Source organism: Massilia sp. TS11, assembly GCF_022012445.1.
In the GTDB taxonomy this organism is placed as follows: domain Bacteria; phylum Pseudomonadota; class Gammaproteobacteria; order Burkholderiales; family Burkholderiaceae_D; genus Telluria.
In genome coordinates this window covers 74,862-90,593 of record NZ_JAKLTS010000011.1, presented here as the reverse complement: position 1 = coordinate 90,593, position 15,732 = coordinate 74,862, and the positions used below count along the sequence as shown (strand labels likewise).

17 protein-coding genes are annotated in these 15,732 nt (G+C 66.0%); 6 read left to right on the top strand and 11 right to left on the bottom strand.

All coding sequences use genetic code 11. The features are described 5' to 3' along the window. The 6 genes from moaA to LZ005_RS16505 form a co-directional block, all read right to left on the bottom strand. Positions 1-975 (bottom strand): GTP 3',8-cyclase MoaA, encoded by a 975-nt coding sequence (gene moaA, locus LZ005_RS16530; protein ID WP_237809542.1) that lies wholly within the window; start codon positions 973-975, stop codon positions 1-3. Positions 976-1,228: 253 nt separating this feature from the next. Further along, complete coding sequence (locus LZ005_RS16525; RefSeq protein WP_237809540.1) at positions 1,229-1,975, bottom strand: peptidylprolyl isomerase; 747 nt, start codon at positions 1,973-1,975, stop codon at positions 1,229-1,231. A gap of 9 nt (positions 1,976-1,984) precedes the next feature. Continuing rightward, on the bottom strand, positions 1,985-2,668 hold the full coding sequence (gene narI, locus LZ005_RS16520) for a respiratory nitrate reductase subunit gamma (protein WP_237809538.1): 684 nt from the start codon (positions 2,666-2,668) through the stop codon (positions 1,985-1,987). Between the two features lie 11 nt (positions 2,669-2,679). Next, entirely contained in the window at positions 2,680-3,321 is a 642-nt protein-coding gene (narJ, locus tag LZ005_RS16515) for a nitrate reductase molybdenum cofactor assembly chaperone (protein ID WP_237809536.1), read from the bottom strand. Further along, positions 3,321-4,874, bottom strand: coding sequence for a nitrate reductase subunit beta (gene narH / locus LZ005_RS16510; RefSeq protein WP_237809529.1), 1,554 nt, complete (start codon positions 4,872-4,874; stop codon positions 3,321-3,323). The genes narJ and narH overlap by 1 nt, the downstream gene beginning before the upstream one ends. Next, a complete protein-coding gene (locus tag LZ005_RS16505; protein ID WP_237809521.1) occupies positions 4,871-8,557 on the bottom strand; it encodes a nitrate reductase subunit alpha in 3,687 nt (1,228 codons plus the stop codon). Before LZ005_RS16505 ends, narH begins: the two co-directional genes overlap by 4 nt. Before the next feature lie 258 nt (positions 8,558-8,815). On the opposite strand from LZ005_RS16505, the gene LZ005_RS16500 reads away from it, so the two are divergent. The 4 genes from LZ005_RS16500 to LZ005_RS16485 all read left to right on the top strand — a co-directional run bounded on the left by LZ005_RS16500 (position 8,816) and on the right by LZ005_RS16485 (position 10,428). Then, positions 8,816-9,061, top strand: coding sequence for a HigA family addiction module antitoxin (locus tag LZ005_RS16500; protein WP_269106745.1), 246 nt, complete (start codon positions 8,816-8,818; stop codon positions 9,059-9,061). Between the two features lie 97 nt (positions 9,062-9,158). Then, positions 9,159-9,506, top strand: a complete 348-nt coding sequence (locus LZ005_RS16495) for a ribonucleotide reductase subunit alpha (RefSeq protein WP_237809512.1) — start codon at positions 9,159-9,161, stop codon at positions 9,504-9,506. A gap of 77 nt (positions 9,507-9,583) precedes the next feature. Beyond that, positions 9,584-10,000 (top strand): DUF1801 domain-containing protein, encoded by a 417-nt coding sequence (locus tag LZ005_RS16490; protein ID WP_237809510.1) that lies wholly within the window; start codon positions 9,584-9,586, stop codon positions 9,998-10,000. Continuing rightward, a complete protein-coding gene (locus tag LZ005_RS16485) occupies positions 9,997-10,428 on the top strand; it encodes a hypothetical protein (protein ID WP_237809508.1) in 432 nt (143 codons plus the stop codon). The genes LZ005_RS16490 and LZ005_RS16485 overlap by 4 nt, the downstream gene beginning before the upstream one ends. Here the strand turns inward: LZ005_RS16485 and LZ005_RS16480 are convergent. The 4 genes from LZ005_RS16480 to LZ005_RS16465 are packed head-to-tail and all read right to left on the bottom strand — an operon-like array spanning position 10,425 to position 13,515. Next, on the bottom strand, positions 10,425-11,072 hold the full coding sequence (locus tag LZ005_RS16480; protein WP_237809506.1) for a carbonic anhydrase: 648 nt from the start codon (positions 11,070-11,072) through the stop codon (positions 10,425-10,427). The genes LZ005_RS16485 and LZ005_RS16480 overlap by 4 nt on opposite strands. Positions 11,073-11,121: 49 nt before the next feature. Continuing rightward, complete coding sequence (locus LZ005_RS16475; RefSeq protein ID WP_237809504.1) at positions 11,122-11,574, bottom strand: SCP2 domain-containing protein; 453 nt, start codon at positions 11,572-11,574, stop codon at positions 11,122-11,124. Between the two features lie 11 nt (positions 11,575-11,585). Next, a complete protein-coding gene (locus LZ005_RS16470; protein WP_237809642.1) occupies positions 11,586-12,491 on the bottom strand; it encodes a U32 family peptidase in 906 nt (301 codons plus the stop codon). A 7-nt stretch (positions 12,492-12,498) separates the two neighbouring features. Continuing rightward, positions 12,499-13,515, bottom strand: a complete 1,017-nt coding sequence (locus LZ005_RS16465; RefSeq protein ID WP_237809496.1) for a peptidase U32 family protein — start codon at positions 13,513-13,515, stop codon at positions 12,499-12,501. Positions 13,516-13,669: 154 nt separating this feature from the next. Between LZ005_RS16465 and LZ005_RS16460 the strand changes: the two genes are divergently transcribed. Further along, positions 13,670-13,888, top strand: coding sequence for a DUF2249 domain-containing protein (locus LZ005_RS16460; RefSeq protein ID WP_237809488.1), 219 nt, complete (start codon positions 13,670-13,672; stop codon positions 13,886-13,888). Then, the gene (locus LZ005_RS16455) at positions 13,888-15,042 is read left to right on the top strand and encodes a hypothetical protein (protein WP_237809479.1); all 1,155 of its coding nucleotides are present in this window, start codon (positions 13,888-13,890) and stop codon (positions 15,040-15,042) included. Before LZ005_RS16460 ends, LZ005_RS16455 begins: the two co-directional genes overlap by 1 nt. Here the strand turns inward: LZ005_RS16455 and LZ005_RS16450 are convergent. Then, positions 15,039-15,722 (bottom strand): Crp/Fnr family transcriptional regulator, encoded by a 684-nt coding sequence (locus LZ005_RS16450; protein ID WP_237809477.1) that lies wholly within the window; start codon positions 15,720-15,722, stop codon positions 15,039-15,041. The two genes, LZ005_RS16455 and LZ005_RS16450, sit on opposite strands and share 4 nt — an antisense overlap. Positions 15,723-15,732 lie beyond the last annotated feature (10 nt).

Sequence of the window (15,732 nt, the reverse complement as noted above, 5' to 3'; positions counted from 1 at the left end):
TTAGCCGCCGGTCTGCGCCATGAAGCGCACGATCTTGGTCGGGGCCGAGCGGAACTCATGCTGCTGCGGTTTCAGCTCGATCGCCGCGCGGATGGCCGCCTCGATCTCGGCATCGCTGGCGCCGCCGCGCAGCAGCGGCCGAAATTCATAGCGCTGCTCCTGTCCCAGGCACAGATAGAGCGTGCCATCGACCGACAGACGCACCCGGTTGCAGGTGGCGCAGAAGTGCTGCGACATCGGCGTGATGAAGCCAATGCTGGCGCGGCCATCGGGCGTGACCCAATAGCGCGCCGGCCCGCCGCCCAGTTCCAGCGCCTGCGGCAGCAGGCCAAAGCGCGCGGCCAGGCGCTGCTGGATCGGACCCAGATCGAGCCACTCCGTATTCTGGCCCGTGGCGCCGATCGGCATCGCCTCGATCAGGCGCAGCACAAAGCCCTGCTCGATGCAGAAGGCCGCCAGCGCATCGATCTGGCTGTCGTTCACGCTACGCATGGCGACCATATTGATTTTGATCGGCGCAAAGCCGGCCGCCTTGGCCGCGGCCAGGCCGCCGAGCACCTTGTCCAGACAATCGCTGCCGGTGATACGCGCGACACAGTCGCGGTCGAGCGAATCCAGGCTCACGTTCAAGCGCGAGACCCCGGCCGCGCGCAGTTCCGGCGCAAAGCGCGCCAGCTGGGTGCCATTGGTCGACAGCGACAGATCCTCGATGCCCGGCAGCGCCGCGATACGGGCCGCCAGCTGCGGCAGCTGTTTGCGCAGCAAAGGCTCGCCGCCGGTCAGGCGGATCCGGCGCGTGCCGAGCCGCGCGAAGATCCCCAGCAGGCGCTCGATTTCATCGAAGCGCAGCCAGTGATCAGGTTCTTCAAAGCCACGGAAGCCTTGAGGCAGACAATACGTACAGCGCAGGTCGCAACGGTCGGTTACGGACAGGCGCAGGTAGTCGATGGTTCGGCCGAAGCGGTCTTGCAGCATCGGATACTCCTGCGGGAAGGACAGATACGAGCATTCTAGCGACGCCCGCCGCGCCTGCCACTTCGCACCACGCATGACCGCGCCTAGTCATTTCGGACTATACCCCCGGAAATACCAAACGGTGTCAGGTCCGGCAATCGGACATGGTGGAACTTTCGCCGCCCCAGTCTGTCGCCGAAAACAGCGACCACTGAGAGTGACGGAAGTTCCACCATGTCCGATTGCCGGACCTGACACCGTTCAAGATGTGGGTTTATTGCACGAGGGGGCTGTCGGCGGCGGCGAGGTCGATGCCGTCGATCTGGGCCTGGCCGGCCAGCAGGTGCAGGTACTGGTGGATGGCGCGGCGCCAGCTGGCTTCGCTGAGCTCGGCGGCGATGCGCTCGCGCACGCTTTCGTACGGCAACTGCATGCCGTCCACGCGCCGCTGCACTTGGACGATGTGCAGGCCGAAGCGGGTCTCGAGCAGGCGGCCGTGCAGCTCGCCTTCCTTCAGGCGGAACACGAGGGACTCGAACTCGGGCACGGTCTGGCCGCGCCCGATCTGGCCGAGACTGCCGCCAACGGCGCCTGAGGGGCAGTTTGAATACTGGCGCGCCAGCGTCTCGAACTGGCTGGGGTCGGCCTGCAGGGCGTCCAGCACGGCCTGGCCGGTCTCGCGCAGCAGTTCGAGCGGCACGCTGGGCGTTACCTGGAACAGGATGTGGCGCACTTCGGCCAGCTCGCCGACGCTGAAACGGGCGCGCTGGGCGGCGTAGTAGCGCTGGCAGGCGCTCTCGTCCACCTCGGGCACCTTCACCTCCTGGGCGAACAGGGCGGCAATGCGCGCCTCGCTGCTGTCGCCGGGGATGCCGAGGCGGCGCGCCTCGTCGTCGAGCAGAGCACGCAGCACGAGCTCATGCACGCTCTGCTTGAGTGGATTGTCGGCCTCGGCATGGTGGACCAGTTCGGCCTGCACGGCCTCGTCCGTGATATCACGGCCATTGACGGCGATTCCCATACGGCCTCCTTAGCGCGGGCGCACCAGCTGATAGGCGCGGCTCAGATAGCCGAGGGCGCCGAATCCGCTCCACACGTGCACGAGGCGGGTGAAGGGAAAGATCACAAACAGGCTCATGCCCATGAACAGGTGCAGCTTGAAGATCAGCGGGGCATCGGTGATGAAACCGGCCGCATCGCCGCGGAAGGTGATCACGTGCTGGGCCCAGCTCATCAGCAGCACCATCATGTGGCCGTCCATGTGGCCGGCCGACACGAAGATCGAGCTCAGGCCTAGCAGCAGGGTCGCCAGAATCCACAGCACCACGAGTTTGTCGCCGAAGGTGGTGACGGCGCGGATGCGCGCATTGCCGAGGCGGCGCGCCAGCAGGATCAGCAGACCGATCAGGCACAGCGAACCCATCACGCCGCCGGCGGCCATGGCCACGCCCTGTTTGAAGCTGTGCGTCACGCCGAGCGCATCCCACACCCATACCGGGGTCAGCAGGCCGACGCCGTGGCCGAAGAACAGGCCGAGAATGCCGACGTGGAACAGGATATTCCCCACCCGCAGGCTGCCCGCATGCAGCAGCTGGGAGGAATCGGACTTCCAGGTGTACTGCTCGCGCTCGAAGCGGATCAGGCTGCCCAGCAGGAAGATGGCGAGGGCGATATAGGGATAGATCCCGAACAGAAATTGATGCAAATAGTCCATGACCTGCTCCTTCAGGCTGCCGCGCGGGCTTTGGGATAGAAGTTGATCGGCTGCACACCCGCGCCGGCGGCCGTGCGCAGCAGCGGCTCGACGCCATCGGCGCCGGGGCCGAAGGTTTCCAGCGCCTCGTCCATGTCGTGCACGGGCGGTTCGCTGAGCTCGTCGGCGACGACGGGGCTGCATTGCTCGACGATGTCGAAGATGCCGGCATACGGGCTGCCATTGCTGCGCAGCTTGCGCCCGACGTGGGCCAGCACGTGCACAGCGTCGCTCAGCATGGTGTCGACGGTCTTCTGGTCCTGGGTCGAGAGGAATTCGAGGAACAGGGGCACGTAGTCGGGCAGCTCGTCGCCGACCATCTGCAGGCCGTGCTTCTTGTACTCCTCCATCAGGTCGACCATGGCCTGGCCGCGGTCGCGCGATTCGCCGTGGATGTGCTCGAACAGATGCAGCGAATGGGCCGGATTGCGGTCGAAGGTCGCCACATAGTTCATCTGCAGGCCGACCAGGTCCTGGCTGCCCAGGCTGTCGAGCAGGGGCCGCAGGGCGGCGCGCTCGGTCGGGGCCAGCGCCGCCTCGATCTCGGGCAGCGCGGCAATCAGCTCGGGCTGCGGGTATTGCAGCAGGGCCGACAGGATGCTGAAGATTTCCATTACGCTTCCTCCGTGGCTTTCTTGCGCGACTTGGGCATGTGCATGAAGATCACCGAGCCCTGCTTCTTCTTGCCGAACAGGGTGCCGTCGCTGCTGCCCCCGGAACAGCCATTGCCGAAGCTGAAGCCGCACGAGCCTTTTTCGTTGAAGCTGTCCTCGACCACTTCCTTGTGGCTGGACGGGATCACGAAGCGGTCTTCGTAATTGGCGATCGCCATGATGTGGTACATGTCTTCGACCACGGCCTTCGTCAGGCCGACCTGGGCCAGGACCTCTTCATTGGCCTTGCCGTCGACACTCTTGCCACGCATATAGGCGCGCATCGCGAGCATGCGGTCGAGCGCATTGCGCACCGGCCATTCGTCGCCGGCCGTCAGCAGATTGGCCAGGTATTGCACGGGAATGCGCAGGCTGGCCGTGTCCGGCAGGATGCCATTCAGACCGAGCTTGCCCGACTCGGCCGCCGCCTGGATCGGCGACAGCGGCGGGATATACCAGACCATGGGCAGCGTGCGGTATTCGGGGTGCAGCGGGAAGGCCACCTTCCACTCGACCGCCATCTTGTAGACGGGCGAACGGCGCGCCGCTTCCAGCCAGGAATCGGCAATCCCCTGCTCGCGCGCCGCGGCGATCACGGCCGGGTCGTTCGGATCGAGGAACAGGTCGAGCTGGGCGCGGTACAGGTCCTTCTCGTCGGCCACCGAGGCGGCCGCTTCGATCTTGTCGGCGTCGTACAGCAGCACGCCCAGGTAGCGGATGCGGCCGACGCAGGTTTCCGAGCACACGGTCGGCTGGCCGGCTTCGATGCGCGGGAAGCAGAACGTGCACTTCTCGGCCTTGCCGGTCGACCAGTTGTAATAGATCTTCTTGTACGGGCAGCCCGAGATGCACATGCGCCAGCCGCGGCATTTGTCCTGGTCGATGAGGACGATGCCATCGTCTTCGCGCTTGTACACCGAGCCGGACGGGCAGGACGCCACGCAGGCCGGATTCAGGCAGTGCTCGCACAGGCGCGGCAGGTACATCATGAAGGTGTTCTCGAAGGTCGCGTACATCTCCTTCTGCATATTGTCGAACAGCTTGTCCTTGGAGCGCTTGGCAAACTCGCCGCCGAGGTCATCCTCCCAGTTCGGACCCCATTCGATCTTGTCCATCTTTTTGCCGGTGATCACGGACACCGGGCGCGCCGTGGGCGGCGTTTCCGACAGCGGCGCATGCTGCAGGCGCTCGTAGTCGTAGGTGAAGGGCTCGTAGTAGTCGTCGATCTGGGGCAGATTCGGGTTGGCGAAAATATTGGCCAGGATTTTCAGACGTGCGCCCTGGCGCGGCTCCAGCCGGCCGGCGCTGTTGCGCTTCCAGCCGCCGTTCCACTTGTCCTGGTTTTCCCATTCCTTCGGGTAGCCGATGCCGGGCTTGGTTTCGACGTTGTTGAACCACGCGTATTCCACACCGTCGCGGCTGGTCCAGACGTTCTTGCAGGTCACCGAACACGTATGACAGCCAATACATTTGTCCAGGTTCAGCACCATGCCGATTTGTGCCCTGATTTTCATGCCAATGCTCCTTCCAGCCAATCGACTTTCTTCATCTTGCGAACCACCACGTATTCATCGCGGTTCGAGCCCACGGTCCCGTAATAATTGAAGCCATACGACAGCTGGGCGTAGCCGCCGATCATGTGGGTCGGCTTGGTGACGGCGCGCGTCACCGAGTTGTGGATGCCGCCGCGCTTGCCCGAGGTCTCGGCGCCGGGCACGTTCACGATCTTTTCCTGGGCGTGGTACATCAGGGCCATGCCCTTCGGTACGCGCTGGGACACGACGGCGCGCGCCGTCAGGGTGCCGTTGACGTTGAACACTTCGATCCAGTCGTTGTCGACGATGCCGGCTTCCTGCGCGTCCTTCTCGCTGATCCACACGTGCGGGCCGCCGCGCGACAGGGTCAGCATGCGCAGGTTGTCCGAGTAGGTCGAGTGGATGCCCCACTTCTGGTGCGGCGTGATCCAGTTGAGCGCGATCTCCTTGTTGCCGTTCGGCTTGGCGTCCATCATCTGGGCCGTCGTCTTGGTGTTGATCGCCGGCTTGTAGATGCAGAAGCCTTCGCCGAAATCGCGCATCCACTTGTGGTCCTGATAGAACTGCTGGCGGCCCGTCAGCGTGCGCCAGGGGATCAGTTCGTGCACATTGGTGTAGCCGGCGTTGTAGCTGACTTCTTCGCTTTCCAGACCCGACCAGGTGGGCGAGCTGATGATCTTGCGCGGCTGCGACTGGATGTCGCGGAAGCGGATGCTGTCGTGCTCGCGCGGCAGGGCCAGGTGGGTGTGCTCGCGTCCGGTGATCTTGGACAGCGCCTCCCAGGCCTTGACGGCCACGTGGCCATTGGTTTCGGGCGCCAGCGATAGAATCATCTCGGCGGCGTCGATGGCCGTATCGAGGCGCGGCAGACCTTCGGCAATGCCGGGCTCGGTCACGGTGCGGTTAATCCCGCGCAGCACATCGACCTCGTGCTGGGTATTCCAGCTGATGCCCTTGCCGCCATTGCCCACTTTCTCCAGCAGCGGGCCGATGGCCGTGAACTTGCGGTAGACCTCGCCGTAATTGCGCTCGACCACAGTCATCGCCGGCATGGTCTTGCCCGGCACCGGCTCGCACTCGCCGGCGCGCCAGTCTTTCGGATCGAAGGGCTGGCCGAGTTCGCCCGGGGTATCGTGCATCAGCGGGGTCAGCACCAGGTCCTTCTGGGTGCCGAGCTCGGGGCCGGCGATTTCCGAGAACTTCTTGGCGATGCCTTTGTAGATCTCCCAGTCCGACTTCGACTGCCACAGCGGCTGCACGGCTTCGCTCAGCGGGTGGATGAAGGGGTGCATGTCGGACGTGTTCATATCGTCCTTCTCGTACCAGGTGGCGGTCGGCAGCACGATGTCGCCGTACAGGCAGGTGGTGGACATGCGGAAGTCGAGCACCACCAGCAGGTCGAGCTTGCCTTCGGCGGCCGGGCGCACCTTGATGTCGCGCGGCTTGACGCAATCGTCCTCCTCGCTCATCAGCGCGTTCTGGGTGCCGAGCAGGTATTTGAGGAAGTACTCGTGGCCCTTGCCCGAGGAACCAAGGATGTTGGAACGCCACACAAACATATTGCGCGGGAAGTTGGCCGGATTGTCCGGATCGTCGCAGGAGAAGTTGAGCTTGCCGGTCTTCATGCGGTCGACCGCGTATTTGACCGGGTCTTCGCCGGCCGCAATGGCGGCGCGCGTGACTTCGAGCGGATTGGTTTCCAGCTGCGGGGCCGAGGGCAGCCAGCCGAGGCGTTCGGCCTTGGCGTTGTAGTCGATCAGGGCCATGTCCTTGGCCGCGCCATCGGCCGTGCCGCCGAGGATTTCTTCGGCGTGCAGCTTCTCGTGGCGCCACTGGCTGGTGTGGGCGTAGAAGAAGGAGGTCGAATTCATCTGGCGGGCCGGACGGTTCCAGTCGAGCGCGAAGGCCAGCGGGGTCCAACCGGTCTGCGGACGCAGCTTTTCCTGACCCACGTAATGCGCCCAGCCGCCGCCGGACTGACCGATACAGCCGCACATCATCAGCATATTGATGATGCCGCGGTAGGTCATGTCCATGTGGTACCAGTGATTGAGCGCGGCGCCGACGATGACCATGCTCTTGCCATGCGTGCGGTCGGCATTGTCGGCGAATTCGCGCGCCACGGTGATCACATCGGCGGCCTTGACGCCCGTGTGCTTCTCCTGCCAGGCCGGGGTGTAGGCGATGTCCTCGTCATAGCTGGCCGCCACATTGGGGCCGCCCAGGCCGCGGTCGACCCCATAGTTGGCGAGCGACAGGTCGTACACGGTGGCCACCAGGGCTTCGCTGCCATCGGCCAGGGTGATGCGCTTGGCCGGTACATGGCGTTCCAGCAGGGCTTGCGGGTCGTGCCCGCCGTAGTAGGCGAAGCCGACCGAGACCACCGCGTCGTGCTGGCCCAGCAGCGACAGTTGCGGGTCGATCGCGCGGCCGCTCTTGCCTTCGGTTTTATCGAGGTTCCACTTGCCCTGCTCGCCCCAGCGGAAACCGATGGAGCCCGAGGGCGCCACGATCTGGCCCGTGGCCTCGTCGATGACGAGGGTCTTCCAGTCCGGATTATTGCTCTCGCCCAGGCTATCTGCCAGGTGCGAGGCGCGCAGGAAGTAATCGGGCACGAGCGTGTCGCCGTGCGGCTTGAGCAGGACGAGCATCGGGAAGTCCGTGTACTGCTTCGCGTAGTCGCGGAAGTAGGCGGATTTGCCCGTTGCGTGGAACTCTTTCAGGATGACGTGGCCCATGGCCATCGCCAGCGCGGCATCGGTGCCCTGCTTCGGGGCCAGCCAGATGTCGCCGAACTTGACCATCTCGCCGAAGTCGGACGACACCGCCACGGTCTTGGTGCCCTTGTAGCGCACCTCGGTGTAGAAGTGGGCGTCGGGGGTGCGCGTCATCGGCACGTTCGAGCCCCAGACCATCAGATAGGTCGAGTTATACCAGTCGGCCGATTCCGGCACGTCGGTCTGTTCGCCCCAGATCTGCGGGCTCGACGGCGGCAGGTCGCAATACCAGTCGTAGAAGCTCATGGCCACGCCGCCGATCAGGCTCAGGTAGCGGGTGCCGGCCGCATAGCTGACCATCGACATGGCGGGAATCGGCGAGAAGCCGATGATGCGGTCCGGGCCGTATTTCTTGATGGTGAAGGTGTTGGCGGCGGCGATGATCTCGTTGACCTCATCCCAGGTGGCGCGCACGAAGCCGCCCTGGCCGCGCACTTCCTTGTAGGCCTTGGCGCGCTCGGGGTTCTGGCTCACATGCTCCCAGGCGTCCACCGGCGACATGCTGGCGCGCGCGGCGCGCCACATTTCCATTAGACGGCCGCGCACCATCGGGTATTTCACGCGCTGGGCCGAATACACGTACCACGAATAGGACGCGCCGCGCGGGCAGCCGCGCGGCTCATGATTGGGCAGGTCGGGACGGGTGCGCGGGTAGTCGGTCTGCTGGGTTTCCCAGGTGATCAGGCCGTTCTTGACATACACCTTCCAGCTGCACGAACCGGTGCAGTTCACCCCGTGCGTCGAGCGCACGATCTTGTCGTGCTGCCAGCGCTGACGGTAGGCGTTTTCCCACTGGCGGTCCTCCTGGACCACCACGCCATGACCATCGGAGAAGCTCTCCTTGGTCTTGCTGAAAAATTTTAAACGATCGAGAAAGTGACTCATGCTAGCTCCGCGGCACAGGATTCGTGAATGCGGCCAGTCTACGCAGCGCCCGTTGGCTTGGACATTCGCAATAAGTCTGCTGGGAAAGGAGAGACGGACTAGCGCGCCTAGTCCTTTGGGGGTAATGACGGTAGGGGCCGGGTGTAGGGCCAGGCGGGAACTCCATGGGGAGGAGTCTGTCCAAATCTCACGGGGGCGCTGGTCGATGAGCGTCGATGCCAACTGGCGGCTCACGTTCGTATTTGATCACTAGTGAACATGTTTAACCCACCCTCGCCTGGAGAATTTGTCCAGATGGTCTTTATCGAGGAATCCGGAATCACGCCCAGCGAGTTGGCGACGCGCCTGGCTTGCTCGCCCGCCTGGCTGTCTGCCTTCCTCGCAGGCGAAGTACCCGTCACAAGCGAGCTCGCGCAGAAACTGGAGCGCGCACTCGGACCGAGCGCGGCGATGTGGCTGAAGATCCAGGCGGATTACCTCGCGTGGCAAGGCGCACCCGTCTGATGCATGCGCCCGGCCGCTCTGCCTAGTCCATCCAGCCGATAGGCAAGGCTGGCGTGCGGGCGTATAAAGGCGGCATCTGCCTCTTTCCGACTTCATCATGCTGCCCCATTTCGATACCCTGCTCTCCCAGGCCAAGCAACAGGAGGCCGAGCGGCGCCTGCTGTTCACGTTCGCGCGCGCCGAGGGCGGCGCCAGCGGCAGCAGCCTGGCGCCCGTCATGTGCCTCGACCGCCCCGTCGCCGAGCTCGACAACTTTGCCGCCCTGGTGGCCGAATCGCGCCAGTTCCCGCAGGACTGGGACCTGGTCTTCGTCGCCAGCGCCGGCAAGGACGATGCCATCGACGCCGCCCTCAAACAGATGGCGGCCGACATCGCCGGCGGCCACGCGGGCCGCTACCTGGCCTTCAACCGCGACGGCATCATCCTCGACCTGAGCCGGGCGTAAAAATTAGCAATTGAGCCACACGCCAATCCGTCGCATAATCCTCGTCACTACTTTCCTGATGGAGTGCCGAGGACATCATGGCTGCCAATAAAACCCAGGCCACTGTGGCAAGCGTCGACGCCTATCTCGACGCCATCGCGGACCCCGAGCGCCGCGCCGACTGCCAGGCCCTCACCAAGCTGATGAGCAAGGCCACGGGCGAGCCGGCCACCATGTGGGGGACCAGCATCGTCGGCTTCGGCAGCTATCACTACCGCTACGAATCCGGTCGCGAGGGCGATTCCTGTCTGGTCGGCTTCGCCTCGCGCAAGGGCGACATCAGCCTGTACGTGAGCGCCGTCTTTCCCGAGCGCGAGGCCCTGCTTGCCAAGCTCGGCAAGCACAAGACGGCCAAGGCCTGCGTCTACCTCAAGCGCCTGGCCGATGTCGACCTCAAGGTGCTCGAGCAGATCGTCAAGGCCGCCGCCAAGGATACCAAGGCGCGTCACGCATGAAGCGCCTGCTGCTGGCCTGCCTGCTGGTGCTGGCCACGCTGGCGCAGGCCGAACCGGCCGAGGTGCAGGCGGCCCGGCTCCACTTCACCCTGCCCGACGGCTGGACGCACCAGCATCGGCCCGGCCCGGATTTCGACGTCGACCTGCTGCGCGCGGCCGATGGGGCCAGCGTCTTCATCTACAGCGGTTTTGCGCCGCGCGCGCCGCGCACCGGCAGCCTGCCCGCGCGCACCCTCGTGGTCGGCGGCCAGGAAGTCGCCTTCGCCCAGCTGCGCGATGGCGACCAGCTGGTGCTCGAGGCCGTGTTTCCGCATCCGGCCAGCAAGCCCCAGGGCGCGATGGTGTGGAAGCTGCATGTGGTGCTGAGCGCGCCCGACCAGGCCGGGCTGGACAGCGCGGTGGCGCTGCTGGCCAGCGCGCGCCGCTAAGCTTTGTCGAGCGGGCAGACCAGGGGCAGAAAGCACTGCTGGCGCGCCGAATACGCCATCAGCGCGCCCGCTTCCAGGTCGAAGTACCAGCCGTGCAGCTTGAGCTTGCCGGCCTCGACTTTCTCGCGCAGCCACGGATAGGTCATCAGATTGTCGAGCGAATGCAGGATGCTGGCCTGCTCGCAGGCCGTATGCTGGTCGTCTTCCGACTTGTGCGCCAGCTCGCGCCGCACGCGCGCGGCGACGGGCTCGGCAATGCGCATCCATTTGCCGACGAAATCGGTCTCCGTGCGCACGCGCCGCGGCGCCATCAGTGCACGGATGCCGCCGCAACGCGCATGCCCGAGCACGATGATGCGGGCCACTTCCAGATTGCAGACGGCGAATTCAATGGCCGAGCTGACCCCGGGCGGGGCCTCGGGCGTGCAGGGAGGCACCAGATTGGCGATATCGCGCACCACGAACATATCGCCCGGATCGCTACCGGTCAGCAGCATCGGATCGACGCGCGAATCGCAGCAGCCGATCAGCAGCGTGCCCGGATGCTGGGCCTCGCGCAGGTCTTCATAGAGCGTGTGCGGTTCGCCGAAATACTGCTGCTGAAAGCGGTTGAAGCCGTGGACGAATTTCTCGATATCTTCCATCCCGCCATTCTCTGGCAGAGATCGCTACGCGCCTAGCTGGCCGGGCGGCCTAGTCCGTTTGGCGGAGCAACTGCCTGAGCACGCGACGCGGCGCGAAATGGGCCGGATCGAAGGGCCAGGTCTCGAGCGCATCGAGGGTGTTCTTGAACAGCAGGCCCAGCTCGGTATCGCCTTCGAGCACCAGGCGGCGGCTGAAGAACAGGGTATCCGGATCTTCCTCGCGCCGGGCCAGGCGCACCAGATCGTGCAGGCTGGCGCCGATGGTCAGGTGCGGCGCGTCCTGGCGCGCCAGGCCGACGAAGCCGCGCCCGCGCCAGCAGAAGTCAAACGCGAGGCCCGCATCATTGACGCGCAGGCGCAGCGGGCGGCCTTCGAGCAGGGGTTTCACGTCCTCGGGCAGCTGCGGCGTCAGCGCCAGGTTCAGGCCCTGGGCGAACAGCCAGGCGCCCGGCAGCGGCGGCAGCTTGGCCAGCAGGCCGGCCACGGGGCTGGGTACAGTCATCGTCGATGTCGTCATGCGGCGGCCTTCCCTTCCTGGACCCAGTCGAGGCCCGGTTCACCATACCAGTAGCCATTGCACAGCTGATCGGGCGCGATCGCCTCCAGCGCGGCGGCGGCCAGCGTGGTATCGGTCTGCTGGCGGCGCACGGCGTCGAAGGCGGCCAGCACATCGAGCGTGCCTTGCGCCTGCGGGCTGATACGCACCGCGTGCACGCCCATCTCGATCATCTGCGGCAGCGCGTGCACCAGATTGGCCACACGGGCCGACTGGGTCTGGATGCCGTTCAGGACCAGGAAGGCTTCCTTCTCGCGCGTGGCCATGGTCAGACCATCGGGATAATCGAGACAGCTGAACTGGCAGTCGTCCTTGTGCAGGTTGCGGTGGCGCGCCGTGAAGCAGCGCGCCGAAAAGGCCAGCGGCATGCGGCCATAGGCGAAGACTTCGGTCTCCATGCCCTGCGGCGCCGTGTGCATCAGACTGGCGATGCCGTGCTGGCCCATCTCCAGCGGCGGCACCCAGCGGCGCGCGCCACGCCGCGCCAGGATCTCCAGCGTGGCGTCGTTGTAGACGTTCAGATGCGGACCGGCGACGAAGGCTTGGCCGGCGGGCAGCGCGTGCACGGCGCCGAAGTCATTCGCCTCGACCAGGAATTCGCCATTCGCGGTCAGCTTGCGCATGGCCGACAGCTCGCTCGGCGACTCGATCAGGGCCTGGGTCGACAGCACCACCTGCTTGCCGCTGTCGGCCAGCAGGCGGGCGATATCGAGCCAGTCGCTGTGGCGCAGTTCGTGCCGGCGCGAGCACACGACTTCGCCGAGGTAGACGATATCGGCCGGGCTCTCGGCCACCTGCTGATAGAACTCGAACATCGTCAGGCGCGGCCAATAATAGAGGACGGGGCCGAGGGCTAGCTTCATCATGGTCTCACTTCCAGGTTCGGTGATAGGCGCCGAGCGTGTGCTGCTGGCCCTCGGCGTGACGCGCCAGGTCGGCACGCCAGCCCGGCTGCACGCTGAAGCGGCCGGGCGCCTGGCGGCATTGGTCGATCGCTTCGCGCCAGACCTTGGTCACCTGGCCGACATAGGCCGGACTGCGCTGGCGTCCTTCGATCTTCACGGCGCGCACACCCATCTCGATCAGCTTGGGCAGCAGCTCCAGGGTATTCAGGCTGGCCGGTTCTTCGATCGCGTAGTAGGTGTCGTCGGCCACGTCGAAGCGGCCCTTGCACAGGGTCGGGTAGCTGGCGTTCTCGCCTTCCGCATAACGGTCGATCAGCACGCCGTTCAGGCGCGCGTCCAGGCCCTTGGGCGTCTGCGCCCAGCGCACCGCCTTGGCCGGCGAGCAGACCCCGGCCGTATTCGGCGATTCGCCGGTCGCATACGAGGACAGCGCGCAGCGCCCCTCGACCATCACGCACAGGCTGCCGAAGCCGAACACCTCGATCTCCACCGGTACTTTGCCGACCAGCTGCTCGACCTGCTGCAGCGAGAGCACGCGCGGCAGCACGGCGCGCGCGATGCCGAACTCCTGATGGTAGAAGCCGATGGCGTCGGCATTTGTGGCCGAACCCTGCACCGACAAATGCAGGCGCAGATCGGGATGGTGGCGGCGCGCATAGGCCATCAGGCCCGGATCGGCCAGAATCACGGCGTCGATGCCGGCCCCGGCGGCACGGTCCACCGCGCGCTGCCAGGCGCTGCTCGCCCCCGGCTGCGGATAGGTGTTCAGCGCCAGCAGGACCTTGCGGCCGCGCTGGTGGGCGTAGTCGATGCCGCTGGCGATGGCCTTGTCATCGAAATTGAGGCCGGCGAAATTGCGGGCATTGGTCGCATCACGAAAGCCAAGATAGACACAATCGGCACCGTGGTCGATGGCGGCCTTGAGGGCGGGCAGACTGCCGGCTGGGCACACCAGTTCAAAGGGGGTGTTGACGGAGGACATGGGGGGCGAGCTTACGGGGCAGCGACTTCCGCAGTCATTGACCCAGGTCAAGGATTGCAGACAATCGTCCGTGCCAGAATGGCTGGCCTTGAAGAACGGCAGCATTTGGCGCGGGATCGGCCGGCCCATCGGCCGTTCCCGCGGTTTTTTCCCCATGAATACACACTCCATCGACGTGCGCGGCCTGGAAGCGCCCGAGCCCATGCTGCAGGTGCTCGGTGCGCTCGAACAACTGCCGGTCGGCGAATGCCTGCAGGTGCGCATCGACCGCGAGCCTTTCCCGCTCTACCGGATGCTCGAACGCGATGGCTTCGCGCACCGCTTTTCGGCCAGCGACTCGGGCTTTCTCCTGCTGATCTGGCACGCGCGCTGATGCGTGCCCGCCTGCTGCTCGACGCGCGCTCGCCGGCGCCGCTGTCGCTGCGCTTTTTTCTGACGGTGCCGCTGTTCGGCATGCTGCTCGGCGCCCTGCTGCTGGCCGGCGGGGCCGCGCCCTTCGCCTCGCGCTGGCATCCGCTGGTGCTGGCCGCCACCCATCTGCTGACGCTGGGCGTGCTGGGCATGAGCATGGCCGGCGCCTTGTGGCAGATTCTGCCGGTCGTGTGCGGCGTCGCGCTGCCCTGCCCTGCCCTGGCCGCGCGCGCCACCCATCTGCTGCTGAGTGTGGGCGGCCTCGCGCTGAGCCTGGGCTTTCTGCTGGCCGCGCCGGCCGTGTTTGCCATCGCCGGTGTCTGCCTGCTGCTGGCCGTGGCCTGCCTGCTCGCTGGCCTGCTGTGGCCGCTGCTGCGCACCCGCGCCGTGCAGCCGGCCGAGGTGGCGCGCGGCATTCGCCTCGCCCTGTGCTGCCTGCTGGCGGCGGCCATCGTCGGCGGCGCCCTGCTGCTGGCCTGGATCGGCGGACTGGCCTTGCCGCTGACGCAACTGACCGACCTGCATGCCCTGTTGGCTGGCCCGGGCTGGGTCGGCCTGCTGATCATGGCCGTGTCCTTCCAGGTGCTGCCGATGTTTCAGGTGACGCCGCCCTTCCCGGCGTGGGTGGCACGTTGGCTGCCTGTGCTGCTGGCCCTGAGCCTCGTCGATGCGCGCGCCAGCGCGGCAGTGCTCGGCCTGTACGCGCTGCTGGCCCTGGTGCTGCTGGCGCGCCGGCCGCGCCCACCCGAGGCCAGCACCGGCTTCTGGTGGCTGGGTCTGCTGTCCTTGCTGGGATCGCTCGCTTGCGGCTGGGCCGGCGCCTGGCTCGCGGCCGGCATCTGCTTCCTGCTCGGCTTTGGCGCATCCATCTGCTGCGGCATGCTCTACAAGATTGTGCCCTTCCTGCTGTGGACCAGCTGGAGCGAGGCTGGCCGGCCGAAGCCGGTGGCCAGCATCCGCCTGCTGTTGCCTGAGCGAGGCGCGCGCCTGCAGCTGCTGCTGCACACGGCCGCGCTGGCGCTGCTGCTGGGGGGACAGGTGCGCCTGGCCGGCGCCGCCTTGCTGCTGGACTTTGGTCTGCTCGGGGCGCTGCTGTGGCGCGCCGTGCGGCGCTAGCCGGCGTAGCGGCGCAGGGCCTCGCAGTCGCGGATGCGCACCTCGCGGCCCGACAATTCGATCAGGCCCTTGCCGGCCAGCTCGTGCAGGATGCGCGAGAAATGCTCGGGCGTCAGATTCAGGCGCGAGGCCAGCACCACCTTGGTGACCGGCAGGCGGATCTCGCCATCGGGCTCGGGATCGTCCTTGAGCAGATAGCCGATCACGCGCTGGGTGCCGCTGTGCAGGGTATAGGCCTCGAGGTCGGACATCAGCCCATGCAGCCGGCGTGACAGCCCGGCCAGCATGCGCGCGGCGAAAGTCGGATTGCGGCCCAGCTCGGCCATGACCGTGTCCTTGTTCACATGCAGCAGCAGACTGTCGGCCAGGGCCTGGGCCGTGACGATGTAGGGCTTGTCCATGAACATGATGGCCTCGCCGAAGCTGTGGCCCGCGCCGATCAGTTCGACCACTTTTTCGGCCCCGCCCGGCGTCGTCAGCGACAGCTTGATCTGGCCGTAGATCACGACATGAAAGCCGTGGCAGGGATCGCCGCGCTGGAAAACAGGATCGCCCTTGGCGACCAGCACTTCCGTCGTTCCAAGGGCGATGCGCTGGACCTCGCCCGGCTCCAGCGCCGAAAACAGCGGCAGCTGGGCCAGGAAGGTCTGGGGCGCGATGCGCTTACGTTGCTGCGCCATGTCCGTCCAT